Annotated in this window: 24 protein-coding genes and 2 riboswitches; of the genes, 10 read left to right on the top strand and 14 right to left on the bottom strand. The window is 60.5% G+C overall.

Annotation, left to right across the window (positions count from 1 at the left end; all coding sequences use genetic code 11):
* The first annotated feature begins 1 nt into the window (after position 1).
* The 5 genes from Thiowin_RS18670 to Thiowin_RS25435 all read left to right on the top strand — a co-directional run bounded on the left by Thiowin_RS18670 (position 2) and on the right by Thiowin_RS25435 (position 6,120).
* On the top strand, positions 2–1,297 hold the full coding sequence (locus Thiowin_RS18670) for an NAD(P)/FAD-dependent oxidoreductase (RefSeq protein WP_328984468.1): 1,296 nt from the start codon (positions 2–4) through the stop codon (positions 1,295–1,297).
* Between the two features lie 223 nt (positions 1,298–1,520).
* Positions 1,521–1,880 carry a TusE/DsrC/DsvC family sulfur relay protein gene (locus Thiowin_RS18665; RefSeq protein ID WP_328984467.1) on the top strand — a complete coding sequence of 120 codons (360 nt, stop codon included), beginning with the start codon at positions 1,521–1,523 and terminating at the stop codon, positions 1,878–1,880.
* A gap of 65 nt (positions 1,881–1,945) precedes the next feature.
* Positions 1,946–3,328: a dihydrolipoyl dehydrogenase gene (locus Thiowin_RS18660; RefSeq protein ID WP_328984466.1), complete on the top strand. Its 1,383-nt coding sequence runs from the start codon at positions 1,946–1,948 to the stop codon at positions 3,326–3,328.
* Between the two features lie 63 nt (positions 3,329–3,391).
* A complete protein-coding gene (locus tag Thiowin_RS18655) occupies positions 3,392–5,047 on the top strand; it encodes a B12-binding domain-containing radical SAM protein (protein ID WP_328984465.1) in 1,656 nt (551 codons plus the stop codon).
* Positions 5,048–5,814: 767 nt separating this feature from the next.
* On the top strand, positions 5,815–6,120 hold the full coding sequence (locus tag Thiowin_RS25435) for an SH3 domain-containing protein (protein ID WP_408034105.1): 306 nt from the start codon (positions 5,815–5,817) through the stop codon (positions 6,118–6,120).
* A gap of 292 nt (positions 6,121–6,412) precedes the next feature.
* Here Thiowin_RS25435 and moaD read toward each other — a convergent pair whose 3' ends face one another.
* From moaD to gcvT, 8 genes are all read right to left on the bottom strand, one after another.
* Positions 6,413–6,664, bottom strand: a complete 252-nt coding sequence (gene moaD / locus Thiowin_RS18650; RefSeq protein ID WP_328984464.1) for a molybdopterin converting factor subunit 1 — start codon at positions 6,662–6,664, stop codon at positions 6,413–6,415.
* Complete coding sequence (locus Thiowin_RS18645) at positions 6,661–7,953, bottom strand: molybdopterin molybdotransferase MoeA (RefSeq protein WP_328984463.1); 1,293 nt, start codon at positions 7,951–7,953, stop codon at positions 6,661–6,663. The genes moaD and Thiowin_RS18645 overlap by 4 nt, the downstream gene beginning before the upstream one ends.
* A 25-nt stretch (positions 7,954–7,978) precedes the next feature.
* A complete protein-coding gene (moaB, locus tag Thiowin_RS18640; RefSeq protein ID WP_328984462.1) occupies positions 7,979–8,506 on the bottom strand; it encodes a molybdenum cofactor biosynthesis protein B in 528 nt (175 codons plus the stop codon).
* A gap of 11 nt (positions 8,507–8,517) precedes the next feature.
* A complete protein-coding gene (locus Thiowin_RS18635) occupies positions 8,518–8,886 on the bottom strand; it encodes a diacylglycerol kinase (RefSeq protein ID WP_328984461.1) in 369 nt (122 codons plus the stop codon).
* Between the two features lie 13 nt (positions 8,887–8,899).
* Positions 8,900–10,375, bottom strand: a complete 1,476-nt coding sequence (gene gcvPB / locus Thiowin_RS18630; protein WP_328984460.1) for an aminomethyl-transferring glycine dehydrogenase subunit GcvPB — start codon at positions 10,373–10,375, stop codon at positions 8,900–8,902.
* Positions 10,376–10,400: 25 nt separating this feature from the next.
* Complete coding sequence (gene gcvPA, locus Thiowin_RS18625) at positions 10,401–11,804, bottom strand: aminomethyl-transferring glycine dehydrogenase subunit GcvPA (protein WP_328984459.1); 1,404 nt, start codon at positions 11,802–11,804, stop codon at positions 10,401–10,403.
* A 128-nt stretch (positions 11,805–11,932) separates the two neighbouring features.
* On the bottom strand, positions 11,933–12,322 hold the full coding sequence (gcvH, locus tag Thiowin_RS18620) for a glycine cleavage system protein GcvH (RefSeq protein ID WP_328984458.1): 390 nt from the start codon (positions 12,320–12,322) through the stop codon (positions 11,933–11,935).
* A gap of 77 nt (positions 12,323–12,399) precedes the next feature.
* Positions 12,400–13,491, bottom strand: coding sequence for a glycine cleavage system aminomethyltransferase GcvT (gene gcvT, locus Thiowin_RS18615; protein ID WP_328984457.1), 1,092 nt, complete (start codon positions 13,489–13,491; stop codon positions 12,400–12,402).
* A 253-nt stretch (positions 13,492–13,744) separates the two neighbouring features.
* Positions 13,745–13,940, bottom strand: a riboswitch (glycine riboswitch).
* A riboswitch (glycine riboswitch) is annotated at positions 13,941–14,031 on the bottom strand. It lies immediately after the preceding riboswitch.
* A gap of 210 nt (positions 14,032–14,241) precedes the next feature.
* On the opposite strand from gcvT, the gene rsfS reads away from it, so the two are divergent.
* Positions 14,242–14,619, top strand: a complete 378-nt coding sequence (gene rsfS / locus Thiowin_RS18610) for a ribosome silencing factor (protein ID WP_328984456.1) — start codon at positions 14,242–14,244, stop codon at positions 14,617–14,619.
* A gap of 51 nt (positions 14,620–14,670) precedes the next feature.
* Positions 14,671–15,168: a type 3 dihydrofolate reductase gene (gene folA / locus Thiowin_RS18605; RefSeq protein WP_328984455.1), complete on the top strand. Its 498-nt coding sequence runs from the start codon at positions 14,671–14,673 to the stop codon at positions 15,166–15,168.
* A gap of 69 nt (positions 15,169–15,237) precedes the next feature.
* Here folA and Thiowin_RS18600 read toward each other — a convergent pair whose 3' ends face one another.
* Positions 15,238–16,074, bottom strand: a complete 837-nt coding sequence (locus Thiowin_RS18600; protein WP_328984454.1) for a symmetrical bis(5'-nucleosyl)-tetraphosphatase — start codon at positions 16,072–16,074, stop codon at positions 15,238–15,240.
* Positions 16,075–16,529: 455 nt separating this feature from the next.
* On the opposite strand from Thiowin_RS18600, the gene Thiowin_RS18595 reads away from it, so the two are divergent.
* Entirely contained in the window at positions 16,530–17,480 is a 951-nt protein-coding gene (locus Thiowin_RS18595) for a Gfo/Idh/MocA family protein (RefSeq protein ID WP_328984453.1), read from the top strand.
* A gap of 33 nt (positions 17,481–17,513) precedes the next feature.
* Here the strand turns inward: Thiowin_RS18595 and pdxA are convergent, their stop codons facing one another.
* The 3 genes from pdxA to Thiowin_RS18580 are packed head-to-tail and all read right to left on the bottom strand — an operon-like array spanning position 17,514 to position 21,949.
* Positions 17,514–18,548 carry a 4-hydroxythreonine-4-phosphate dehydrogenase PdxA gene (gene pdxA, locus Thiowin_RS18590; RefSeq protein WP_328984452.1) on the bottom strand — a complete coding sequence of 345 codons (1,035 nt, stop codon included), beginning with the start codon at positions 18,546–18,548 and terminating at the stop codon, positions 17,514–17,516.
* Positions 18,538–19,860: a peptidylprolyl isomerase gene (locus Thiowin_RS18585; protein ID WP_328984451.1), complete on the bottom strand. Its 1,323-nt coding sequence runs from the start codon at positions 19,858–19,860 to the stop codon at positions 18,538–18,540. Before Thiowin_RS18585 ends, pdxA begins: the two co-directional genes overlap by 11 nt.
* Positions 19,861–19,903: 43 nt before the next feature.
* Positions 19,904–21,949 (bottom strand): LPS-assembly protein LptD, encoded by a 2,046-nt coding sequence (locus tag Thiowin_RS18580; protein WP_328984450.1) that lies wholly within the window; start codon positions 21,947–21,949, stop codon positions 19,904–19,906.
* 657 nt (positions 21,950–22,606) lie between these two features.
* Between Thiowin_RS18580 and hemB the strand changes: the two genes are divergently transcribed.
* On the top strand, positions 22,607–23,620 hold the full coding sequence (gene hemB, locus Thiowin_RS18575; protein ID WP_328984449.1) for a porphobilinogen synthase: 1,014 nt from the start codon (positions 22,607–22,609) through the stop codon (positions 23,618–23,620).
* A gap of 123 nt (positions 23,621–23,743) precedes the next feature.
* The gene (gene aroE / locus Thiowin_RS18570; RefSeq protein ID WP_328984448.1) at positions 23,744–24,568 is read left to right on the top strand and encodes a shikimate dehydrogenase; all 825 of its coding nucleotides are present in this window, start codon (positions 23,744–23,746) and stop codon (positions 24,566–24,568) included.
* A 55-nt stretch (positions 24,569–24,623) separates the two neighbouring features.
* On the opposite strand, the gene Thiowin_RS18565 is transcribed toward aroE, so the two are convergent.
* Both Thiowin_RS18565 and Thiowin_RS18560 read right to left on the bottom strand, forming a co-directional pair.
* On the bottom strand, positions 24,624–25,217 hold the full coding sequence (locus Thiowin_RS18565; protein ID WP_328984447.1) for a hypothetical protein: 594 nt from the start codon (positions 25,215–25,217) through the stop codon (positions 24,624–24,626).
* Between the two features lie 98 nt (positions 25,218–25,315).
* Positions 25,316–26,569 (bottom strand): glycosyltransferase, encoded by a 1,254-nt coding sequence (locus Thiowin_RS18560; protein WP_328984446.1) that lies wholly within the window; start codon positions 26,567–26,569, stop codon positions 25,316–25,318.
* Positions 26,570–26,605 lie beyond the last annotated feature (36 nt).

The following is a 26,605-nucleotide window of genomic DNA, read 5'->3' as shown; positions in this document are numbered from 1 at the left end:
CATGACCGAGATGAAACGCAGAACCTTTCTCCGCGCCGCCGGTGGTGCCGCTGCCCTCGGCACCCTGGGGTTTCCCGCGCTGGTGTTGGGCGCGGCCCGCCGCGTCGTGGTCGTCGGCGGCGGCGTGGGTGGTTGCACGGCGGCCAAATACCTGCGCAAGCTCGACCCCAGCCTGGCCGTGACCCTGATTGACCCCCAAGCCGCCTACACCTCATGCTTTATGAGCAATGAGGTGCTCAGTGGTGAGCGCACCCTCGAATCCCTGACCTTCGGCTATGACCGGCTACGTGCCCATGGGGTCCAGCTGGTGCAAGACTGGGCGGTTGGCATCGATCCGGATAAGCAGCAGGTGATCACCCAGGGCGGCAACCGCTTTGACTACGACGCCTGCGTGGTCTCCCCGGGGGTTGACTTCAAATGGGAGGCGATTGCCGGCTACGATGCGCAAATCGCCAATGAGCGCATCCCTCATGCCTGGTTCGCCGGGCCGCAAACCCTGCTGCTGCGCAATCAGCTCCAAGCCATGCCAGAGGGAGGGCATGTGGTCATTGTCGCTCCGCTCAACCCGTTCAAATGCCCGCCCGGCCCCTATGAGCGGGCCTCGCAGATCGCCATGTATTGCCAGCACCACAAGCCGAGGGCCAAGGTCACCATCCTCGATGCCAAGGATGCGTTCTCCAAGCAGGGGCTGTACATGGAGGGCTGGCGCAAGCTCTATGGGTATGGCACCGACAACAGCCTGATCGAATGGGTGAGTGCCGCCGCCGGTGGCGCGGTGGAGGAACTCGACCCGGATACCCGCACGCTGGTCGGCTTGGTCGAGGACTTTCAGGGCGATGTGGTCAACATCATCCCGCCGCAAAAAGCGGGGAAGATCGCCTTCGCCGCCGATCTGGTGGAGGGCGACTGGTGCCCGGTTGACAAAGGCACCTTCGAGTCCAGCCGCCACCCCGGCATCTATGTGCTAGGCGATGCCTCCAGCGCCGAGAAAATGCCCAAGTCCGCCTACGCCGCCAACTCGCAGGCCAAGGTCGCCGTCGCCGCCATCATTGCCCGCTTCCGCAACCAGGAACCGGGGGATCCCACCTTCGTCAACACCTGCTACAGCATCGTCGGCGAAGACTTCGGCATCTCGGTCGCGGCCGTTTACAGCCTCGATAGCGACACCAACACCATTGAGCCGATCCCCGGTTCCGGCGGCGTCTCACCCACCAACGCCAGCCCGGAGATTCGCGAGCGTGAGGTCAGCTATGCCCACAGTTGGTTTAAGAACGTCATCAACGACATGATGGAGTAACTCTTCTGACTGCTCTGGCAACCTAACCCAGGCTGTGAAAATGGACCATGGAAAGATGCCTCAAGAGTGTCTGGATCGCACCGCACGACGTAGCTTGGTTACACCGGGCTCGATGCATTAGTTGACAGATTAAATCCGACTGTTATAGTCCGTCTTAAGGCGCGGACAAGAGCGCGCCAGCCCAAGATCGCTTGCGACCAACCACCATGGGAGCCACGCCATTATGATGCAGCCCACAGCGGATTTTTCACCCGCCTATCATCGCTTCACATCCATCCACCAACCCTTGCCCCTTGATGAGGATGGATTTGTCATCGACCCCAATGTTTGGACAGATACCCTCGCTTGCTTGCTGACAGCCCTTGATGGACGTGGCACCCTGGAACCCGAGCACTGGTCGATCATCTATCACTTGCGCGAACATTTCCTCAGCTACAACGCGCTGCCACCCATGTCTCAAATTTGTCATGAACACAGCATGATGCGGACTCGTGTCAAGGAACTCTTTGGGAGTTGCCGCGCTGCCTGGCGCACGGCCGGTTTGCCGAATCCTGGACCCGAGGCACTGGCCTATATGAGCTAGCTCGCTGGCTCCCCGGCAACCGCGCCGACGATCCATCCTAACTTTGAGACACTCCGGGAGACTGCGTGGAAATTCATGTCGATGTCGCCGTCATCGGCGCGGGCCATGCTGGCCTGAACGCGGTCAAGGAGGTCCGCAAAATCACCGACCGCTGGGTACTGATCAATGGTGGCCCGCTCGGAACCACCTGTGCCCGGATTGGCTGCATGCCGTCAAAGGTGGCGATCCATCTCGCCGAATCCTACAAGGCCAGGGATAGATTCAGCCGCTATGGCGTCTCCGGCGGTGAGCACCTTGAACTTGACCGCGCCGAGGCATTCGAGCATGTGCGCGACCTGCGCGATACCTTCGTCGACCTGGTGCTTGCCAACACCACCGATGAGATGAGCGAGGAGCAGCTCATTGACGGCTTCGCGGAATTCCTGTCCTCCGGCGCCGTGCGCGTGGGCGAGCGCGTGGTTCATGCCGGTGCTTTCATCATTGCCACTGGCGCTCGTTCCGTTGTTCCTCCAGTGTGGAAAACTGCTTTCGGTGAAGGTCTGCTCACCGTCGATACGCTCTTTGATCAAGAAGCACTACCCGAATCGATCGCTGTCATTGGCCTCGGTCCCATCGGTGTCGAAATTGGCCAGGCCCTCGCGAGGCTTGGCATCAGGGTGACCGGTTTTGATCATGGGACACGATTGGCACGACTCACCGATCCCCGGGTGAGCGAGGCGGCGGTGGATGTGATTGGGCGCGAGATGCCCATTCATCTCGGACATGAACCAAGGGTGGAGCCGGTCGAAGGCGGTTTTCGGGTTCGGGCCGGCGCGGCCGAGGTTCAGGTCGAGAAGCTGTTCCTCGCGCTGGGTCGGCAGCCGAATCTATCAGCACTCAAGCTGGAACGCCTTGGCGTGGCGCTCGACGAACGCGGCATTCCCATCCATGACCCGCACACACTGCAACTGGGCCAATTGCCGATTTACCTGGCGGGCGACGCCAATGGCCAGATCGCGAACCTGCAACGTGCCGCCGAACAAGGGCGGATCGCGGGCTATAACGCGACCCATCGCCTACCGCGACGCTACCGACACAAAACGCCCATGTCGATCATCTTCTCGGAGCCCAACATCGCCTTTGTCGGCCTTCGCTTTGCCGAGTTGGATCAGTCTTCGACAGCAGTCGCGACCCAAGGTTTTGGCCCCGTTGGACGTGCACTGATCATGGGGCAAAATCGCGGCCTGCTGCGCGTCTATGCTGCGCACCAAGATGGGCGCCTGCTCGGAGCTGAAATGGTTGGACCGCGATGCGAGCATATCGCACACTTAATGGCTTGGGCAGTGGAAACCAAGATGACCGTCAACCAGGCACTGGAAATGCCTTTTTATCACCCGGTTATAGAAGAGGCGCTGCAGGACGCGCTACTCGAACTACGCGACCAAATCGGGCCTCTCCATAATGGATGAGGTCGCAAGGCTGCTGTCGCAAAACCGCAAAAACCGGGACGTTCCGTCCCCTGCCGCACAACCATGAAGCACTTCCAGCTGATCCTGATCAAGCCAACCCACTATGACGACGATGGTTATGTCATTCAGTGGCTTCGCTCGGCCATGCCCGCCAACAGTTTGGCGGCGCTTTACGCTCTGGCGCTTGACTGTGCCCGGCGCCAGGTGCTCGGAGAGGGGGTCAGCATCCACCTCTGGGCCGCTGACGAGACCAATACCCGCATCCGTCCTGAGAAGTTGGCCAAAATGATTCGCAGCCGAGGGGGCACCGGCCTGGTGGCCTTGGTTGGGGTGCAGAGCAATCAGTATCCGCGCGCACTGGATTTGGCCAAAGCTTTCCGCGCTTTGAATGTTCCTGTGTGCATTGGCGGCTTTCATGTAAGCGGCAGCTTGGCCATGCTCTCCGGTATCTCCCCGGAGTTACAGGAAGCACTCAGCCACGGCATCTCCCTCTTTGCCGGCGAGGCCGAGGAAAGCCTGGAGACCGTCCTGACCGACGCATGGAACGGAACCTTAAAGCCTATCTACAACACTATGGCGAACCTGCCCTCCATCGAAAATGTCCCGACGCCCTTTCTCTCCAGGGAGCAGGTCAAACACACCGCTGGGCGCCAAACCAGCTTCGATGCCGGGCGTGGTTGCCCCTTTCTTTGCAGCTTCTGCACCATTATCAACGTGCAAGGACGAAAATCACGCTACCGCGGCGCCGATGATGTCGAGCGCATTATTGCCGACAACCTGTCACAGGGCATTGATCGGTTTTTCATCACCGATGACAACTTCGCCCGCAACCGCAACTGGGAAGCCATTCTGGATCGACTGATCGCGCTGCGACACCATCAGCGCTTCAACTTGTTCATCCAGGTCGATACCCTGTGCCACCGCATCCCGCGCTTCATCAAGAAAGCCGCTGCGGCTGGCGTTAAACGGGTGTTCATCGGATTGGAGAACATCGACGAAGACAACCTGCAACATATTAACAAAAAGCAGAACCGACTCAGCGAATATCGCGCCACCTTCCTCGCTTGGAAGCGCGTGCGCGTTTTTACCTTGGCCGGCTATATTGTTGGGTTGCCAGAAGATACGCCGGCATCGGTCATGCGCAGCCTCTCGATCATTAAGCGTGAGCTTCCGGTCGATATGCTGGAGTTTTTTTATCTCACTCCGCTGCCAGGATCGCAAGATCACAAAGAGTTGCTCGAAAGCGCCACGCCGATGGACCCGGATCTCAATCAATATGATCTCAGTCATGCGGTGACGGATCACAGCAAAATGTCCCGCGCTGAATGGGACGCGACCTACCGCCAGTGTTGGGATACCTACTACAGCGATGAGCACGTCGAGACACTCATGCGCCGTGCCCACGCCTTTGGTATTAGTCCCAAGCGCATTATGGAGAGTGTTGTCTGGTTCTACGGCAGTGTGCTGGTTGAAGGTGTTCATCCGCTGGAAGCCGGCATCTTGCGACGCAAATACCGCAAAGACCGACGTCCTGGTCTGCCCCGTGAAAGCCCGCTTACCTTCTATCCTCGGCTATTGAAGACACTCGCAATCACTCAATGGACGCTGGCGCGCTTGTTTTGGAAATACTACTGGATGCAAAAGCGCATCCGCTCCGCTGCATCCAGCCGGGATTATCGCGATGAGGCGATCATCTCGGAAGATTTCTCGACATCGTAACTTAGCTCGAAGATTTGCGCGGCAATGATGTAAAGGACGCTTTTGTTGTCGCTTCGAAGGGCTAAGAAGCCACTGGGTTTTCCATGCATGTAGCCGTCCTTTCGTTACCTCCGGATACAGGTCGTTGAGTTGACCATACCCTTGCTTTAGCGGCTTTTTCTTAAGCGGTGCATGGCCGTTGTATCCGGGAGGTATGCTCCGACGATGATTTTGTCATGGTTGTCGAAATATTTGGTCAGCCGGTGCGCCAGAAAATCGCATGCTTGGGTATCTGGCTCGGGCAAGCGCAGAAATCCCCCCAGCCTTTTTCTTATTCCCGCCGCCACTGCTGGATGTGTCAATCCAGCTATTCTTTAGAGTGAAAATTCACTTTCCGTTTTGCTGGCCTCTTCTAGGGGGTTTCGGAGTCAGGCTTGCTTCGCGTGCATCGGGTATGGTGTCGAATCACCTCTTCCAGATCGAATTTTTGATGAATCTTATCATTTCGTGTATATCATCGCCGAACACCCACCGCGAGAGGCAAGTCTTGGGATGATTGCGCTTGTTTCTTGACAATATCTCCGTGGTCGAGCAATCTTTCCTTGCGGAAATCGGGGGATGCCAGTCGCCAAGGACGCTTGGCTGGGCTTGCAGAAACTCCGTTTTGCGTTACGGCGCCCCTGTGGTGTCGAAAATGGCGTCGGGCCTGCGGCAGGCATCGTTCGGCTGTGAACCCGCGTCGCGATCATATCAAAGCTCCGTTTCAGCCATAGACGAGGGTAATCATCATGCAGTTCGCTCAAGCCAAAGCTCGGTCAGTCAGGTTCTTGGTAGTTTCCGCGGCGGTCTTTTTGTTGGTGGCCGGATCAATGATGATCCTTCCTGGTTCAGCCAATGCGGCGGTGCCCTTCCGGGCAACGACAGATTTGAATGTACGCGCCTGCCCGTCAACGAATTGTGCGGTGATTGGGGTTCTCCGGCGTGGTAGTTGTCATGCCGCTCAAGCCTGGGTCAAGGACCGTACCTGGTTGCGGATCAACTTCCGCGGCAGGCGTGGCTTTGTCTCTGGTCGCTATGCGCGGCGGGGTTGCTAGAGGAGAAGCGCCCGATAACGTATCGTGTTAATGTGATCCAGTAGCCTCATCCTCCGGGGTGGCGCCGAACCACATAGAGATTTAGTTACCATCGTTCGCGGCTGACCGCGTCAAGCGGTCAGCCAGTATTTAGCAATTCCATATTTCGTTTTCCAGCGCCAGGTTGTTGGCCCGGTTATCTACACCAGAAGAAACACCCACATTTTGAATTGCTGGCCAGTATTTGGGTTGCCGAGACGCCTTGGTGATGCCCAGATGGGGCAGCCAACCCGGTTGGTTTAGACAACCCAGGCTAGCCTCCGGTCACGGGCGGGAAAAAGGCTACTTCGTCGCCAGGCTGAATGATGGTATCAGTGCCAGCGATGGATTGATTGACGGCGGCGAGGATTAACCGCGCGGGGGCGAGCGCCTCGGACCAGGGTTGGCCGCGCGAGGCGAGTTGGGTGCGCAGTTCGGCGGTTGTGATGGGGGATTGCAGCGGATAGTCCTCGCCCTCACAGCCAAGTGTCTCGCGCAGGCTGGCAAAATAGAGCAGGCGGATCATGTTAGCAACTCGCTGAAGGGCAGAAAGTCGACCATATCCCCGTGACTGATTTGGCTGTGCTCTGGAATCACCACCAAGCCAGCGGCCCAACTGAGTGAGGTGATGGCGGCCGAGGAACGGCTTGGAAAGACCTGGACCCGGGGCTGGCCGTTGTCGCCCAGTAGCAGCCGGGCACGCTGGTATTCTCTGCGTTTTTCCGGCTTTTTGGTTGCGAAATCGGCGCTGACGCGCCAAGGGCGGGACAGTGGGCTGTCGCTGATGCCGAGGCGACTCCCCTGGAGTTTGAGGATCAGCGGTCGGGCAAAGAGCGCGAAGGTGACGAAAAGTGACACCGGATTGCCGGGGCTGCCGATAAAGGCGACCTGACCAATACGACCGATCGCAATCGGCTTGCCGGGGCGCATCGCGACTCGGGGCAGGTCCAGCGTGCCAAGTTGCTTGAGTGCCGGGCGGACGTGGTCTTCCTCGCCGACCGAGACGCCGCCGCTGGCGATAACCAGATCGGCTTGGTTGGCGGCTTCGCGCAATGCCTGCAGGGTCGCCTCGAAGCGGTCCGGGATCATGCCCAGGTCAATGACCTCGCAGCCCAGGGCGCGCAGCAGGCCGGCGAGCATGAAGCGGTTGGAGTTATAGATCTGCCCGGGTTGCAAGGGGTGGCCGGGCAGGATAAGTTCATCGCCACTGCTCAAAATGGCGACGCGCAGGCGCCGGTAGACTTGCAACTCCGCGATACCGACTGACGCCGCGAGCGCCAGATGTTGGGGGCCGAGTTTGGTGCCCGAGTCCAGAATATGATCGCCTGCGCGAATGTCCTCGCCGCGCTGGCGGATATTGGCACCGGGCTTGATCAATGCCTCGAGGTTTGCGTGCTCATTCGGGGCGATATGCAGCCTGTCCCCATCCTGGCGGCAGATTTCCTGCACCACCACCGTATCCGCGCCATCCGGCACCGGGGCGCCGGTGAAAATGCGCGCGGCTGTGCCATGGAGGAGGGGGCCGGGCTGGCTGCCGGCGGGGATGCGCTGGCTGACGAGCCACTCGGGCGGGTCGCGGCTGAGATCGACATGGCGCAGCGCATAGCCGTCCATGGCGCTGTGGTCCCAACTGGGCTGATCGATGGGGCTAATGACAGACTGTGCAAGCATGCGTCCGAGGGCCTGATCCAGCGGTAAGGCTTCCAGCGCTAGCGGCGGAAAGTCGCGGGCCAGTATGCGCGCGATGGCCTCTTCGACAGTGAGTGTCCTATCGCTTTCGGAGTCACAGCTGTTGTGCTGGTTGACGGTGGTCATGGTGGCGATGCTTGGTTGCTAGCGCTCAGCTCTCGCTGAAGCGTTCAATGAGCTGCGCGAAGTTGCATGGCCGGGTGCGACGGTCGAGTTGTGGGCCAAGAATGCCATCCCAGGCGGTGCGGCAGGCGCCGGTGGAGCCCGGCAGGCAAAACAGCAAAGTGGCATTGGCCATGCCGGCCAGGGTGCGCGACTGGATGGTGGATGCGCCAATGTCGCCGAACGATAGCGAGCGAAACAGTTCGCCGAAGCCCGCGATTTCTTTGTCCAGCAAGGGCATTAGCGCCTCGGGCGTGTTATCGCGTCCGGTCACGCCGGTGCCGCCGGTGCTGATCACCACTTGCACCTCGTTATCCGCGATCCAGTGTGAAAACACGGCGCGTAGCAGATAGCGATTGTCGCTGCAGATTTCACGCGCCATCACGCGGTGACCGGCGGCGGTGGCGCTCTCGGCGAGCAAATGGCCGGAGCTGTCGTTTTCCATGGTGCGACTGTCGGACACCGTTAGGATGGCGAGATTCAGCGGCAGGAAGTCGAGGTCTTGGTGATGGGACATGAGCGAAACCACTAAATCTTTGGCAACAGGATGACGAGCCAGATGACCACCACGAAGGCGATGCTGGAGAAAACCGCCGCCGAGGCGATGTCCTTGGCGCGGGCGGAGAGTTCGTGCCGCTCCAGGCCGACGCGGTCGACATTGGCCTCGATCGCGGAATTGAGCAGTTCGACAATGGGGACCAGCAGCAGGCTGCCGACCAACAGGGCGCGCTCAACCGGAGTTTCGGCCAGCCACAGGCCAAGGGGAATGAGCGGAATGAGTAGTATGACTTCTTGACGAAAGGCTTCCTCCAGCTCAAAGCAGGCTTTGAAGCCTCTCATCGAGTAGCCGAACGCATAGATGATGCGTTTTAAACCTTTTTGATTTTGATGGGCCATGTCAATGGGCTCATTACGGGTGGCTGTCGGCTGGCGGCGTCCAGGCCAGGTCGAGGTGACGCGCGGCGCGGACGTCATCAAGGCGCTTGACAGGCAGGCTGTGCGGCGCGGTGCGCAGGATTTCCGGATTCTGCTCGGCTTCCGCGCGAATCGCGATCATGGCTTCGACAAAGGCATCGAGCACTTCTTTGCTTTCGGTCTCGGTTGGCTCGATTAGCAGGCATTCGGGTACCAAGAGCGGAAAGTAAGTCGTGGGCGCGTGAAAGCCATGGTCGAGCAGCCGTTTGGCGAAGTCCATGGTGGTGATGCCATGCGTCTTGGCCTCGCGCTTGAGCGTGATAATGAACTCATGGCTCGCGCGGCGCTTGGGGTAGGCAGGTTGAAAGCCTGCCTCGCTCAGGCGTTTGAGCAGGTAATTGGCGTTGAGGGTGGCATATTCGCCCACCCGCTGCATGCCTTCAATGCCGAGCAGGCGGGCATAGATATAGGCGCGCAGCAGAATGCCGATGTTGCCGCCGAAAGCGGTCAGGCGGCCAATGGTCTCGGGGCGGCTGTGCTCGTCGTGCCAGACAAATCCCTCCCCCGGGCTTTCTCCCGCGCGCGCGACCAGCGGAATGGGCAGATAGGGCTCGAGATGCTTGGCCACACCCACCGGGCCCGCGCCTGGTCCGCCGCCACCGTGCGGGGTGGAGAAGGTTTTGTGCAGGTTCATGTGAATGACATCAAAGCCCATGTCGCCCGGGCGGACCTTGCCGAGAATGGCGTTGAGGTTGGCGCCATCGTAGTAGAGCAGGCCGCCGGCGGCGTGCACCTGTTTCGCGATTACCTGGATGTTGCGGTCAAACACCCCGACAGTGCTTGGGTTGGTCAGCATGATGCCGGCCGTCTGGGGGCCGAGCGCCTGGCTTAGTGCCTCGACATCCACGTCGCCGTCGGGCCCTGTTGGAATCTCGCGCACCTCGAAGCCGGCCATGATGGCCGAGGCGGGGTTGGTGCCATGGGCCGCGTCCGGCACCAGAATCTCGCGTCGGCCATGGTCGCCGCGCGCGTCGTGATAGGCGCGGATCATCAGCACCCCGGCCAGCTCGCCCTGGGCGCCGGCGGCGGGCGCGAGCGATACGGCGTGCATGCCGGTGATGGCCTTGAGCATGTCCTGCAATTCATACAGGCAGGCCATGACACCCTGGCTATGGCTTTCTGGCGCTGCCGGGTGACGCGCCAAAAAACCGGGCAGGGAGGCCAGGCTGTTACAGGCGCGCGGGTTGTACTTCATGGTACAGGAGCCGAGCGGATAGAAATGGGTGTCGATGGAAAAGTTCTTCTGCGACAGACGGGTGTAGTGGCGCACCGCATCCAGTTCGGAGACTTCCGGCAGGGCCGGGCGGGTTGCGCGCCGCAGTGCCTGGGGCAGGTCGTCGCAGTCGGCAAGACTTAGTGGCGCCTGGGCGGCGGCGCGGCGGCCAGGGTGTGAATGGTCGTGAATCAGCATGGCGAATCTGAGATCAGTTCTGGGATCAGTTGGCGCTGGCGTGGGAGAGGGCGCGGCCGAGCGCGTCGCGAAAGTGGTCGATGTCGGATGCGGTGCGCGTTTCCGTGGCGCACACCAGCAGGCTGCCATTGAGTTCGGGATAGGAGCGACCGAGGTCGAAGCCGCCGAGGATGTTCTCGGCGGCTAGTGCCTTGAGGATCCCGTCGGTCGGCCGAGGCAGGCGCACCACTTGCTCGTGAAACACCGGGCGGTTAAAGACGGGCTCGACCCCCGGGATTTCGCACAGCCGCGCGGTCAGGGTGCGCGTATTGGCATGGCAGGCGGCCGCGACCCGCTCGAGCCCCTCGGCACCGAGTAGCGACAGGTGAATGGTCGCCGCCGTGACCAGCAGCCCCTGATTGGTGCAGATGTTGGAAGTCGCCTTGGAACGGCGAATGTGTTGCTCGCGCGCCTGCAATGTCAGAGCGAAGCCGGGATTGCCGTCAAGATCGAGAGTTCTGCCGGCGATGCGCCCGGGCAGTTGGCGCACCAGCGCCTGGGTGCAGCACAGAAAGCCCAGATAGGGTCCGCCGGAGGCCAGCGGCATGCCAAGTGGCTGGCCCTCGCCGCAGGCGATGTCGGCGCCGCCTGTCTTGCCAGTCTGGGTGCCCCAGTCGCCGGGTGGGCTGAGCAGCGCCAGGGCAACGGGATTCACTAGCCCAATCACCAGGGCGTTGTGCTCGTGCCCCCAGTCGGTCAGGCTGTCGACCTCCTCGAGTACGCCAAAGACGTTTGGCTGCGGGACCACCAGGGCCGCGCAGGGTGCGCTGGCGGCGGCCTGCTCCAGCGCCGCGATTGTGGTATGGCCGCCGGTCGGATCATAGGGCACCTCGACCAGCTCGATGCCTTGATGGCGCACAATGCTGCGCACCGTCTGGCGGTAGAAGGGATGGACGCTGGCTGGCATCAGCACGCGTGCGTTTTTCACCTTGCGGTTGGCGCGCACCGCCATCAGCACTGCCTCGGCCAGCGCGGAGGCACCGTCGTAGAGCGATGCGTTGGAGGCATCTAGGCCGGTCAAGGCGGTCATCATGGACTGGAATTCATAAAGCACCTGCAGGGTGCCCTGACTGGCCTCGGCCTGATAGGGGGTATAGGCGCTGTAGAATTCCCCGCGCGTGGCAAGCTGCCAGACTGCCGCTGGAATATGGTGCTCATAGGCGCCGGCGCCCAGGAAGCACAGTGGCTCGCCATCGGCGCGCGCACGCTCCCGCATCAGGCGGGCAACGGCCATTTCCGGCTCGGCCCTCATCATGGCAGGGGCCAGGCCGGAAATCTCGCTGGCGCGCAATTCGGGCGGGATTTCGTCAAACAGCTCTTCGATGCTCTCGGCACCAATGCGGGCCAGCATCTCCGAGGTGTCTTCAGGGGTGTGGGGAATAAAGGGCATGCGTTGGTTTCAAGTCATTGGCCCCGGCTGGCGAACTGCCAGCCAGTGGGCGGTGCGGAGTGAGAGGGTGCGGTGACGCGACTCAAAGCTAGGCGCCAACTCGTCAGGCACGAGAAGGGGCACGGCTTTCAGTCTTCGGCGATTAGCTCGCCGTAGGCCTCGGCATCCAGCAAGGCTTCGATTTCAGTGGGATCGGCAATCGTCAAGCGAAAGATCCAGCCTTCGCCATGGGCATCGCCGTTGATCAGTTCCGGGTTGTCAACGAGCAGCTCGTTGACTTCCACCACCTCGCCGCTGATCGGGCTGTAGATATCGGAGGCGGCCTTGACGGATTCAACCACGGCGCAGGCCTGTTTGGCGCTGAGTTCATCGCCGATGCTTGGCGTCTCGACAAACACCAGGTCGCCCAACGCTTCCTGGGCATGGTCGCTGATGCCGACGGTCGCGGTGCCGTCGCCGTTGTCCAGCAGCCACTCGTGGCTGTCGCTGTAAACTCGATCTGTGGGTACCTGGCTCATGGGATCCTCCGGGCTGTGAAGCGAGGGTGAATGAGAGCGTATATTGGGATGGTGGATTGGGGGATCAGCGGACCCGGCTAGCGTGGGATTTTAATCTCGCCATGGCGGACAAAGGGTGGTTTGACCAGACGCGCGGCGAGTCGCTTGCCGCGAATCTCGACCTGACAGGCGTCCGTGACCTCCGCTGTGATCCGCGCCAAGCCGATTGACCGCTCCAGGGTGGGCGAGAAACCGCCGGAGGTGATCACGCCGGCGCCTTGGTCGTTGACAACGATTGGCTGGCCATGTCGCAGCACGCCGCGCTCAAGCAGCAACAGACCAACAAAGCGCTCGGCGAGCGGCGCATGGCGTTGCTTCTCCAGTGCCGCGCGGCCGATAAAATCCCGCTCGCTCGGCTCCCAGGCGATCGTCCAGCCAAGGCCACTGGTCAATGGTGAGACCTCCGGGCCCATGTCCTGGCCGGACAGGTGCATGCCGGCCTCAAGCCGCAGCGTATCGCGCGCGCCCAGTCCGCAGGGGCGTATACCGGCATTGAGCAGCCGTTGCCATAGATCAATCACTTGTTCATTGGGCAGGATGATCTCAAGGCCATCCTCCCCGGTGTAGCCGGTGCGAGCGACAAAGCATTCATCGCGCTCGCAGGCATGGAAGGGTTTAAGCTGCTCAAGTGCTGATCTCAGATCCGCCGAAAGCAGCGGTAGTGCCTTGGCGCGCGCCTCGGGGCCTTGCACCGCCAGCATGGCCAGATCGTCGCGACGGGAGATGACCGGCGCGAATGGCTCGGCCTGGGCGTTGATCCAGTCCAGATCGCTGTCGGTGGTGGCGGCATTCAGCACCAGACGGTAGCTGTCGGCGCTGCGTCGGTAGAGGATGAGATCGTCGATCACGCCGCCGCTGGGATTCAGCATGCAGCTGTAGAGTGCTCCGCCAGGGTCTTTGATCCGGGCGATGTCGTTGGCAAGCAGGTAGCGCAAAAAGTCGCTTGCATGCGTGCCCGAGATGTCGAGGGCGCGCATGTGGGAGACATCGAAGACCCCGGCGGCGCGGCGCACGGCGTGATGTTCCTCGATTTGAGAGCCGTAGTGCAGGGGCATGTCCCAGCCACCAAAGGGCACCATGCGGGCGCCGGCTGCCTGGTGCGCGGCAAAGAGGGGGGTGCGATGAGCCATGAAAGAGTCTCTGGGTCGGGGCTGCTGGAGTTGGGTTGGGCACAGGCTTCTTGGGCAGACGTGAAAAGGGCTTGTGTCAAAGGGCAACCTTGACTCTTTTTCGCGTTTCCCGGATAGCTTGTCGCCCTTATGGGTCGCCCTAAGGGGTCGCCTGGGTGACATAAGGCTGATCGTGTCGATCATCCCAGAGGATGAAAGCGTTATTTCACGGTCATTCCGAATGACAGCGAGTTGAGCTTGTCGCCAATATTTGCACCGCCCCTCTGTCCTGAACCTGAGAGTTTGCCCTTGGGTGTCGCACGCGGATGACGTCGCGCGACACCTTGTCGGGCTGCCCCTTCGGTGGGTTGGTCCGCAGTCGTATCAAGCCCTGCAATCCGCCGATGGATGTTACGGTGGATAGTGAAGCAGTGCCTGCACTGGCGGACAAACCGCTCTCCAGAGTCGGAGCTGTTTTCGCGGTCCTGGGTGCCTGAGCGATTCCGGGCGGAGTTGCGCCTTCGGCGTCGGCCATGGGCCGATCTCTCCCGCGACAGCGTTCCGAACGCCAACTATAACCGTGCTCGCACTGCCTTGCCAAGACGGGGATTGTGGTTTTCTCGAAAGAAGCTGTCCGTTTGACTTATGATTGATGCGGGAGATAACTGATGAGAGCCTTGGAAGATTGAGGCCGGCAAAGGCCTAATTCTGGGACGACTGATGATTGATGACTCAAGCCATGCGCGTTTGGCGCGAAACAACGGAGATTGCATGCAGCTCGACCGACAGCTTCTTGCCCTGAAACAACTGGTGCTCAGCACCCTTGATGACATGAAAGCCCGCGATGTCCAGGTGATGGATGTGCGCGATAAGACCTCGGTGACGGATCTGATGATCCTGGCCTCCGGAACCTCCGATCGGCATGTAAAGGCCATTGCCGAGACCGTGGCCTACAAGGCCAAGGAGGCTGGTGAAGCTCCGCTGGGGACCGAGGGCGTGGCCGAGGGCGAGTGGGCGCTGGTGGACTTAAACGGCATTGTGCTGCATGTGATGTTGCCAAAGGTACGGGACTTCTACAATCTGGAGCGCTTGTGGTCGGCGCCGACCCTGGTCAGTTCCCAGCCCGCGCGACAACTGGCCGCGGGCTGATGGCGCGTCTCGCCCTCACAGCAGTGTCATCCTCCGCACTGGCAAGATGCGATGAAGGTTAGCTTGATTGCCGCGCTGGCACGCAATTTCGTCATCGGGCGCGACAATGCCCTGCCCTGGCACCTGCCTGCCGACCTGGCGCACTTCAAGGCGCTCACCCTGGATAAACCGATTGTGATGGGCCGGCGGACTTTTGAATCCCTGCCTGGTCTGCTGCCAAGGCGTGAGCACATCGTGGTCTCGCGCGACCAAGATTATCAGCCGTCTGGGGTGGCCGTCGTGCGGAGTCCGCAAGAGGCCGTTGTGGCTTGTGCCGGCGCGGCGGAACTCATGGTGATTGGCGGTGCGTCTCTCTATCGCGCCCTGATGCCGCGGGCAGCGCGCATGTATCTCACCTGGGTGGAGGCGGATGTCGAGGGTGATGTTGATTTTCCGCGCTGGAATCCCGCGCATTGGCGAGAAGTCGCCAGCGAGCCGCGCCCGGCGGATGCACGTAACCCATATGATTTGCGTTTTGTGACCCTGGAGCGATACGTTCAGGCTGCTTGAGCGGGCTCACACCGGGGGCAGCCGGCGATGAAATCGGCCAGGGTTTGCAAGGACTGCAGGAGATGGTCGTTATTCGCCGGGTTTGGCATGGCCGGGACAGTCGATGGCAATGCGCTCAAAGGGTTTTTTGCGACGGACCCGAATCGCGGTCAAGTCCCCGCCCCACAGGCAGCCGCTGTCGATGGCCCAGAGGTTCTCCTCGGTGTGATAGCCAAGGGTTGACCAGTGGCCGAAGATGATGCGCTCATCGCGGCTGCGACGACCGGGCACCTGGAACCAGGGCAGGGCGCCCTCGGACTGCTTGCCTGGCAGTCCCTTCTCTTTTAACAGAAGTGTGCCCTCGGCGTCGCAGTAGCGCAGCCGTGTCAGCGCATTGACGATGAAGCGCAGGCGATCCATGCCGCGCAGGTCATCGCGCCAGCGGCTCGGTTCGTTGCCGTAGAGCCCCTGCAGAAATTCCTGATAACCTGGATCGCGCAGCGCGGACTCCACCTCGCTTGCCAAACCGGCGGCCTGGGTGCAGTCCCACTGGGGTGGGAGTCCGGCATGGACCAGGGCGACATTCTTTTTTTTCGAGCGGAAAAACAGCGGGCGGTGGCGAAGCCAGTGCAGCAACTCATCGCGGTCGGGTGCCTGAAGGATGGCGTCCAGGGTGCTGTCGCGGGCTTGCTGCTGATTGCCCGCGGCCAGTGCCAGGAGATGAAGATCGTGGTTGCCCAGGACGACTGCCGCACACTCGCCAAGCGCTTTGAAAAATCGCAGAACCTCGAGTGACTTGGGACCGCGGTTGACCAGATCGCCAACCGACCACAGGCGGTCGTTGGCTGGATCGAATCTCAGGCGCTCGAGCAGGAGTGCGAACTCGTCGTGGCAGCCCTGGATGTCGCCGATTGCATAAGTAGCCATGGATGTTTGTTGTCGTTCGGCTGGCGGTGGATGCCGGGGTCGTGCCGGTTGGGCTCCGACCAAGGCGCGCGGGATGGAGAGGGCCTGACGGGAAGGCGTTTCTAGGCTCTCTTTGAAACTTCTTGAGGTGCCATGTGTCTGCTGCCCAACTTGGCGATTGGGCAGCGACCGCTGGTCGCTTGTCGGTGAATTTTCCCTTTTCTAAATTTCAGTCTGTTGTAAACTTAGGATACCTAAATCCTTAGATTTGCTGTCTAAGTCCATGTCATATAAGCGTCGTCAAAAGATAGATCTCTTCCCAATCCTGGTGATTGTCGTCGCCATGGGGCTCTCGCTCACCGTGGCGTATCAGGTTCACCTATTTTACGGCAATGGTGAGTCGCCAGTCGCGAGTGATCTCGTGGTCAGATCGGCGGCGGGCGGTTGAGCCCTCTCCAGGACTCGGGGGCTGAACGATGAGCAAGCTACGCGTGGCGGTGATAGGTGTCGGTTATCTGGGGCGTTTTCATGCGTTGATTTACTCCAGGCTCGCGCGGGTCGAGCTGATTGGGGTGGTGGATACCGATGCCCAACGGGCGGCGGCGGTCGCGGCCGAGGCGGGAACCCGCGCTTATCACAGCGCCGATGCGCTATTGGCTGAGGTCGATGCTGTCAGCATTGTGGTGCCAACCAGCGCGCATCTGGCCGTCGCGCGACCCTTTCTGGCTCGCGGAATCCATGTGCTGCTGGAAAAGCCCATCGCCGTGGATACCGCCGAGGGCGCGGAACTGGTGGAACTGGCCGAGCGCAGCGGCGCCTTGCTGCAGATTGGCCACCTGGAACGCTTCAACGCCGGCGTCATGGCGCTGGCCGAGCGTATCAGGCAGCCGCGCTACATCGAGGCACAGCGCCTTGGCGCCTTTGTTGAGCGCGCGACCGATGTCGATGTCGTCACTGACCTGATGATTCACGACATTGATATTATCCTAGCGCTGGTCGACAGCGATCTGACAGAAGTCCGCGCCGTTGGAACGCCGGTATTGACCGAGCACGTGGATATTGCCAGCGCGCGCCTGGAGTTCGCCAATGGAGCCGTGGCTAACGTGGTGGCTAGTCGTGTTTCCGAGAAGAAAATTCGCCGCATCCGGGTATTTCAACCACGCACTTATCTGTCGCTCGATTTTGCCGAACAATGTTTGGATGTGGCCACGCGCGAGGAACAGACGGGGCAAGGGCGTCCGAGCATCCTGCGCGAGAGTATCGCGCTTGACGCCGTCAAACCCCTGGATGCCGAGATCGCGGCCTTTGTCGATGCCATTGCCTTGGGACAGACGCCGCTGGTCGATGGGCGCGTTGGCCTGAAGGCGCTCGCCGTCGCGCTCCAGGTGCGCGAGCGCATGGCTTCAAGCGAGCCATTGGCCCTTTAGCGTTCGGCGCGCTCGCTTGGGGGTCTGGCTTTCTCATTGATGCTGGTGGCTGGCGTGCGCTTTGCGATGCTGCTTGGCGATGGCGATGGCCGTGTCGATGGCGGCCTCCAGGCTGCCGTGATCGGCCCGGCCGGTGCCAGCGAGATCAAGCGCGGTTCCATGGTCAACCGATGTGCGGATAATGGACAGGCCGACTGTGATGTTCACGGCGCGGCCAAACCCAAGATGCTTGAGCACGGGCAGGCCTTGATCATGGTAGAGCGCCAGCACGGCATCTGTTTGCGCGAGACGATCGGGCACAAAGACAGTATCGGCCGGCAGGGGGCCGGTTAGTCTCAAGCCGCGGGCTTGCAGTGCCTGCACGGCGGGCCCAATCAGGCTCTGTTCTTCCTGTCCGAGATGACCACCCTCGCCGGCGTGCGGATTGAGACCGCACACCAGGATGCGGGGCGCGTCGATACCAAAGTCCTGTCTGAGCGCGCGCTCCAGTGTGGTGATGACACGCTCGAGCAATGCTGGGGTGATCGCGTCCGGGACGGCTCTCAAGGGCAAGTGCGTCGTCGCCAGCGCGACGCGCAGACCGGGTGCCGCAAGCAGCATGACCGGATGACCGCCGCAGCGCGCGGCGAGAAATTCGGTATGACCGGAAAAGGCGAAGCCAGCCTCGTTGATCACGCTTTTTTGAACGGGTGCCGTGACCATGGCATCAAAGCGGCCATCGCGGCAGCCATCGCAGGCCTGCGTCAGGGTATCGAGCACATGGGTTGCGTTAGCGGGGGTCAGGATGCCGGGATGGACCCGCGCGGCTGGGGGAAGACTTTGCAGGAGCTTGAGTTGTCCCGCCTGTTGCGGGCGTGCCGGCGCGGTGGGATCGAATGGCATGAGCGCCAGAGATAGCCCGAGCGCGTCGGCGCGCTCGCGCAGCAAGGCGGCATCGCCGACCACGACCAGGTCGGCCGGGTGAGCCTGCTGGGCGATAGTGACGCAGACATCGGGGCCAATACCAGCTGGTTCACCGGGAGTCAGGGCAAGGCGCGGAATGAAGGGCTGGCGAGCGTTAGTCGGCATTGTCCGCGTCGCCGGCGTCGAACTCCTCGAGACGAATTTCCACGAAGGCTTCATCCCGTAGCCGCTGCAGCCATGTTTCGGTTGCGTCCTCGGCCTTGCGCGCGCGAATGGCTTCCACGGCTTTCATGCGCATCAGATCCTCGCGCGTGTCTTGGTTGCGACGCTCAAGCACCTGCACGATGTGCCAGCCAAAGGAGCTTTGGAATGGCTGACTGATGTCGTTTGCCGCCAAGCTGTTCATGGTTTTCTCGAACTCCGGCACGGTATCCCCCGGGCTGATCCAGCCAAGATCGCCGCCTTTGAGCGCGGAGCCGGTGTCGTCGGAATTGGCCCGTGCCAGGGTCTCGAAGGAGTCGCCACCGATAATGCGCGTGCGCAGTTGCGAGAGTCGGCGTTTGGCGTCGGCGTCCGAAACCAGTTCGTTGGTGCGGATAAGAATATGGCGCGCATGTGTTTGGCTGATGGGCTTGGGATCATCGCCCTTGATGTCGCTCACCTTGATGAGATGAAAGCCACTGGGGCTGCGGATGGGGGCTGATACCTCGCCCTTGTCGAGTTGACGGGCAGGTCCAGCGGCCAGGTTGGGCACATCGGCCATGGCAAACCAGCCGAGGTCGCCACCCTCGGCGGCATTGCGTCCGTCGGAATTGGCGGCGGCAATGCGCCCAAAGTCTTCTCCCGCGCGCAGTCGTTTGAGCAGGGACTGGGCTTTTTGCTCGGCGGCGCTGATGTCCGTGGGTGTGGCCTCGTCCGGCAGGGCAACAAGAATGTGCCGCAGGCGTACCTCGCGACGTTCGAGCAGGGAGTCGGATTCGGTCTCGAGAAAACGGTCGATCTCGGGCTCGCTGACGCGGATGTCCCGAGCGACCTCCTGTGCCTGCAGCCGCGAGGTCAGAATTTGCATGCGGGTGTCTTCGCGGAAATCCTTGAAGTTGACCCCACCAGATTCCAACGTGAGTTGCAACTCGTCGAGCGCCATGCCATTGCGCGCGGCAATGTTCTCCATGGCCTGGGTCAGAGTCGCATCGTCGATCTCAATGCCCAGCTGCTTGGCACGCTGAATCTGCAGGCGTTTCAGGATCAGACGCTCGAGGACCTGCTGTTCGAGTTTGGCACGGGGCGGGATGGCGCCGCCGCTTTGCTGAAGCTGAGGCAGCAGGAGCTGGATTTCATTCTCAAGCTCACTTTGGACGATGACATCGTCATTGACCACGGCCACGATGCCATCGAGTGGCTGGATGGTGGCGGCAAGCGCCTGTGTTTGACCGAGGACGAGCGTTAGCAGCACAACGGCTGTCAGCCAAGCTGTCATCCAGGCTGGGAGCCACGAGTTGATGCTGTTGGAATGGCGCATGTTAATTGATCTGATATCCGGAAATTCTAGGTGCCAGGAATTCGCCGATCGAGTCGCCGATGCGACCGAGTCCTGCAAGTTCCAGTTGCACCATGACCGAGGTGCTGCCGGTGGCAGTGTCGCTGTCTCTGTCGTTGATTAAGTATTGGCCCAACAGGCGTAAACGCCAGCAGCATTGGCCGAACTCGAGTCCTGCGATGGCTTCCATGGTGTGTTGTTGCTTCATCGAGTAGAGCCAACGGCCAACCAATTCGGTGCCGCCTTCGCTGATGGGCCAGCGGAAAGATAGATCGGTATCCTCATAGTCGGAGTCCTGGTTGAAGCGATACGCAAGGTTCAGCAGGCGGTCGTTATTGGGGTTGCGATACTCGAGTTCAAAAGTGCGCTTATTCCACGCAGTGCCATCCGTCGCGGCGTCCTCTTCAGTCGCTTGCGGATCCCATTCCAGGCTGACACGGCCGTTCCAGTGATCGAGCAGCTTTGCGGCGATTTCGCCTGCATAGGGGGAGCCAGGCTGGATGTCTTCCGAATCTGAGATCTGTACTCGACGGTCGGCGAAATAAAACATACGACCAATACTGGCGCGCAAGAATTCCTCGCCGTTGCTCTGACCCAGAGTGCGTGAGGTCAGCCCCAGGGTCAGTTGGTTCGCATCGCCGATGCGGTCAAGGCCGGTAAAGCGGTTGGTTCGGAACAGGTTTGAATAATTGAAGCCAAGCTCGGAGCTGTCAAAAACCGGTGTTTCGCTCTGGTCCTGGTAAGGCGTGTAGAGATAAAACAAGCGGGGTTCTAGCGTTTGCAATGCGCGGGAGCCAAGCCATTTGATTGGGCGTTCAAACACCAGTTGTCCGTCCAGGTCGAAGGTGGGGATGGCATGGGAGGGCGCATCGGGGAAACCTTCTTCCTGATCCTCAAGCTGGTATTGACTCAGGTGGACGCCCAAACTTGGGATGAGATGTCCATAGCTGCGCCGCAGCGGCCAGTTCAAGCGGGGAAAAAGCACGAAGCGGTGACCATTGACGAGGCTATCATGATGGAAATAATCATATTGGGTGTGGAGGGTGGCATTGAGTCCCGGGCCAAAATCGAAACGCGGGAGGGTGAGCAAAACCTGCGGCAGGCGGCCGTAGGTGCTGCTGCTGGAATCCAGGGTCTGATAGGTTTGTATGAGTCCCGTGAGTGACCAACCATTGCCAGCGTAGCTCAGAGTGCCAGACTGGAGAAGATGACGGACGCTGGTCTCATCAAGGCTAGTGCCCAAATCATCCAGGTAGTCATCATCCGATACTCGATTATAGTCGATAGAAGTCGCCCATCGCTGCCAAAAACGCCCGCTTTGCTCGATATGCAGCGAGCCACGCGAACGGTTGTCGTAGGCGCTATCGCTTGGAATGAGCTGACCGCTGATGGTGCCTTGATCACGAGGGGTCAGATAGCGGAATTCGCCTCCGAGCATGGCGCCGCGCTTGCTCATATAGCGCGGGAACAGGGTCGCGTCCATGTTTGGAGCAATGTTCCAGTAGTACGGCAGGGTGATGTCGAAGCCGTTTTGATCCGAGTTGCCAATCATGGGCACCAGAAATCCGCTTTTGCGCCGGTCGTCGATCGGGAAGCTCAAATAGGGGGTGTATAGGACCGGAATGTCCGCGATGCGCAAATGCACATCGCGCGCCTTGCCGCGTCCAGTTACTTTGTCCAAGTCAAGCTTGCGCGCATGAATTGACCAGGCTTTATTGTCTGGTTTACAGGAGGTGTGGTAACGGACTCTTTGTAGATGCATCAACTCGGGGGACGCGATCTCGATCCGTTCCGCCTGGCCGCGCAAGTTGGTCTCGCCGCTGAAGCGATAACTGACGCCAGTAATACGGCCTGATTCATTGTCTAGGTTAACCTGAAGGTCCCTGCCAATCAGGCGAATCCCGGGGTAGGCAAGGTAGCTTTGGCTCGGCGCGGTGACCTGTCCGGTGTCGTGTTCAAGGCGCAGGGTTTCAGTAACAATTGCCTGCGAGCCCCGCTCGAGATGGACGCCACCGAACAGCTCTGTCACTTGCGTGTTCCGGTGATGGATCATGCCGCCAGCTTCTACATCAATCGGGGTGAGCGGATCAAGGGGAGGAGGGGCCTGATACGGGCCGAGCCGAACCGGTCTTGGACCGCAGTGGTCCCAGTCAAGGCCCTCATACAGCCGCGGGATCCTGGCTGGGGCGTAGAGAATACTGGTTTGCTCTCGTTCCCCTTCGGACTGGTGTGCCGCGGACTGGTGCCCTTCAGTCATGGCTGTGCCAGCAGGCGCGGGTTCGCGGCTGACAGAATCAGGCGTGGTCACTGTGGCAGCTGTTGGCATTTGGGTGGAATCGGCCGTCGCGGTCAAGGCCAGCATCAGGAGTGCGGTGGCGGAGCTCGTGGCGAATCCGCGCGCTAGCGCCGGAGCACGTGAAGCCGCGCCCGGTCCGAGCAGGGGGCCGTGCAGGAGTGGGGATGCCTTTGTCTGCAACTGTCGGGATCCGGTGTGAAGGTCTAGCCTGGACGTGGGGTCAGTGGCGCATCGGCACCGCGCGAGCTGGCAAAAATCGCATAAATGCGGTTTGGCTTCAAATCGGCGTGCGCTTTGACAGTTGGAGCATGGCGCCACTTCCGGTATCTTAACCCCTTGGTTACCGCTTCCGTTTCACTCAATTTAGACCTGACCGAGTTGATCGTCGCCATGCCTGATATTTCTCCAATCCGCGCCGCTTATCCCGTCACCCGCATGCGCCGCATGCGCCGCGATGATTTCTCTCGCCGCATGATGCGCGAGACCCGCCTCTCACCTGATGATTTTATTTATCCGGTCTTTGTGCTTGAGGGGCAGGGAGAACGCGAGCCCGTGCCCTCAATGCCCGGCATCGAGCGTCTGAGCATCGATCTGCTGGTGGAGGAGGCGCGCGCCATTGTCGCGCTGGGGATTCCAGCCATGGCGCTCTTCCCGGTCACCCCCATGGAGGCCAAGTCGCTTGATGCGCGCGAGGCCTTCAATGCCAACGGCCTGGCGCAACGGGCGGTGAAGGCGCTCAAGGATGCCGTGCCAGAGCTTGGAATTGTGACCGATGTGGCGCTCGACCCCTTCACGACTCACGGTCAGGATGGTCTGATCGACGATAGCGGCTATGTCATGAACGACGAAACCGTGGATGTTTTGGTCAAACAAGCTGTTTCCCATGCCGAGGCCGGTGCCGACATTGTCGCTCCCTCGGACATGATGGACGGGCGCATCGGCGAGGTGCGCGCGGCCCTTGAAGCGGCGGGCCATATCCACACGCGCATCCTGGCCTACTCCGCCAAATACGCTTCGAGCTTCTACGGCCCATTCCGTGATGCCGTGGGTTCTTCGGCCAATCTTGGCGGTGGTGACAAGTACAGTTATCAAATGGACCCTGCCAATTCCGACGAGGCCTTGCATGAGGTCGGACTGGACCTGGCTGAGGGCGCCGATATGGTGATGGTTAAACCCGGTATGCCCTATCTGGATATCGTGCGCCGCGTCAAGGACCAGTTCGGTGCGCCGACCTTTGTTTATCAGGTCAGCGGTGAATACGCCATGCTCAAGGCGGCCAGCCAAAACGGCTGGCTCAATGAGCAGGCCGTGGTGCTCGAGTCGCTCACCAGCATTAAGCGCGCCGGGGCCGATGGGATTCTGACCTATTACGCCAAACAGGCCGCGCTCTGGCTGAACGGTTAAAAAAGGCGCGCGCGAGAGCGCATTTCTCTGGTGCCTGCCATTGACGCGAGATGCAAGTGGCGAACAATGAAGACTCTCAGAAGGCGCACACTGATCTTAAGCATTTAAGGCGGAGGGTGGCACATGACTGATCGTTACGCCGTGATTGGCAATCCAATCGCGCACAGCAAGTCCCCCGCCATTCATGCGGCTTTCGCGCATCAGACCGAACAGGATATGGACTATGGCAGGATCCTTGGCGATCCGGATGATTTCGCCGGCGATGTGCGGGCCTTTGTCGCGGCGGGCGGACGTGGTCTGAATGTTACTGTTCCTTTCAAGGAACGGGCCTGGGAACTCCTCGATGATCTCAGCGATCGAGCGCGGGCGGCACGTGCGGTCAACACGCTTATGGTGTCTGATGGCGGCATTTTACATGGAGATAATACTGACGGCATCGGCCTGATTCGCGACCTTGCCGAGAATCAGGGTTTCTCCTTCCCCGGACGCTCGGTGCTCCTGGTAGGTGCGGGTGGTGCTGCCCGCGGCGTGCTCGTGCCGCTGCTTGAGACCGGCGTCGCGGCGCTGACCATTGCCAATCGCACCGCCGACAAAGCACATGCTCTGGCGGACGCCATGCGCGCCATGGGGCCCGTCAGCGGCTGCGGTCTCAATCAACTCTGGGATCAGCGCTTCGATCTGATTATCAATGCCACTTCGAGTGGTTTACATGGGGCGAGCCCTTCTCTTCCCTCCCACTGTCTCGCCGAGCGCGGCTGGGTCTACGACATGTACTATGCCGATACACCAACCCCCTTTTGCCGCTGGGGTCAGGAGCGGGGCGCTAGGCGTGTGCTCGATGGGCTTGGTATGCTGGTCGAGCAGGCAGCGGAATCCTTCCTGCTCTGGCGCGGTCTGCGCCCGGATACCGTGCCGGTGATCAAGGCGCTTCGGGAAGGCCAACTATGACCGAATTAGCTATGACGGAGAGACTGTATCAACCCCGCGGATGATGAGTACCGGGTTAGCGGCAGGTACATTCCCCAAAACCGAAATAGGTCACGCCATCGGATGTAAAGGCCTTGATCTTGCCTTCCATGAAGGTATCGGAGCCGGCCTTGAATCGAAAAGTCGCGCCATTGCCAATAATCAGCCCAATCAAATCATCCGGGCGGCCAAGACATTCGGTATCGGATTGATCGTCGCACAAGGACATGCGAGTTGAAAAATAGGCGTTGAGTATCTCACCTTTGCTACGGCCTGAATGCGGCTTGTCAGGGTTGATTTCCAATCTGACACTGTTCCAGCCAGTGTGGGCATTTGCCCATTGGCATCGCGAGATAGCGCCATTACCGGTGACCGCCTCTCCCTGAATGCAGGGCGAGGTCGGCAGGTCCGGCTCGGGCGCGTCGCCCATCGCGAAAGCCAGCATGGTGGACAGGCCAAAAATCAGTGTGGTCTGTGCTGATCCAGCTGCAAGCCACCGGATCATGGTGTCGCGATTCAGAGTTGCGGTGGCTGTCGCCCCGTGCTCGCGCGGGAGCAACAACCCTGACCCCGCCGTTATCGCCTCAGCCTGTCTTGCGGTTGTGCTTGTCGCGTACTTCGTGCTGTTCATGATTCAGTCTAGCCTCCTCGCCCAACTTCGCGCGCGTTCAGCGATTGCGGGGAATTCGGTCATTGTCGTCTTGGTGTGAATGCTTGGTGTCAAGCTGGTCATGACGGGGTAGGCGATCCGCTGTCATCCAGCGCCTCCACCCATGCTAACTGTTGCGGCAGGCACACGCGCTTGAGGTCATAAGTCTTCTGGGCGAAGGCGCGGGCATTGCGGCCCAGTCGCTGGCGGCTGTCGGGATCATCGAGCAGGTCGCAGAGGGCGTTGACCAGACCGCCGGTGTCGAAGAAGCCAACGAGACGTCCAGTCTCATCATGCTTGATCGCTTCATGGAGCGGTTGGGTGTTGCTGGCAAGGATGGCGCAGCCCACGCTCATGGCTTCCAGCAGGCTCCAACTCAGCACAAATGGATAGGTGAGGTATACATGCACCCTGGATAGTTGCAGCAGAGCGATAAAGTGTTGATAGGCAATGTTGCCCAGTAAATGAACCCGGCTCCAGTCGGCATCGGAGATTTGTGGCCGTACCTCTGCGGCAAAAATGTCCTTCCACGTCTTTCCGTGTTTTGGTTTTGCGCCGTAGCTGACAGCGTCGCCGCCGACGATTAACACCCGTGCCCTGGGGCGGCGTTTGAGTATCTCCGGTAGCGCACGCATGAAGATATGATAACCCCGGTAAGGCTCGAGATTGCGGTTGACGAAAGTGATCACCTCGTCTTGCTTTGTAAGTACCATGTTCCCGTTGAGTGTTAGTCTGACCTTTGGATTTGGAGCCACCCTCTGGGTATCAATGCCGTCGTGGATGACGCTGATGCGTGAGCGAAAGGGCTCGGGGAATGTGCTGGCTTGCCAGTGTGTGGGGCTGAGGCCGGCATCGGCGACCTCAAAATGGAGCAGATTGTTGAGGTTTTTCAGCCGCAACCGGCAGAAGTCGCCAAGGTCATGGGGTGGAAACTCAGGGTCGAAGCCGACATCGGCGCCTTGCGGATGGTAGAAGAATTCGCAGTAAAGGCCGAGCTTAGCGTGGGGCCAAATGTCTTTCAAGAATAGGCTCTCACCCCAGCCGTGATGGGCAATGATGACATTGGGGTTGAAGCCGTCGGCCTGGAGCTTGAGTGCGGCGCGAAAGCAGGCCTCGGCGCGGATAGTCTTCGTCTCGAAGTCAGCGATCCAGGGGTGGATCTGAGGTGTGGTGCCCCGGCTGACCTGGTAGGGCCAGAGCTGGACGCCTTGCCAGTGACCTGCTTGGCTATTGCGCAGCGGCATGGCGCAAACCCGGTGACCACGGGCCGCGAGGGCAGGGGCCAAATGCTTGAATTGGCCAGGGAAATTTTGGTGGATGAAGAGCAGGTTCATGTCGGTCTGTTGGGACCACCGTACTGAACAATCCCT

This window comes from Thiorhodovibrio winogradskyi, assembly GCF_036208045.1.
Classification (GTDB): Bacteria; Pseudomonadota; Gammaproteobacteria; order Chromatiales; family Chromatiaceae; genus Thiorhodovibrio; species Thiorhodovibrio winogradskyi.
This window is presented reverse-complemented; position numbering and strand designations above follow the sequence as displayed.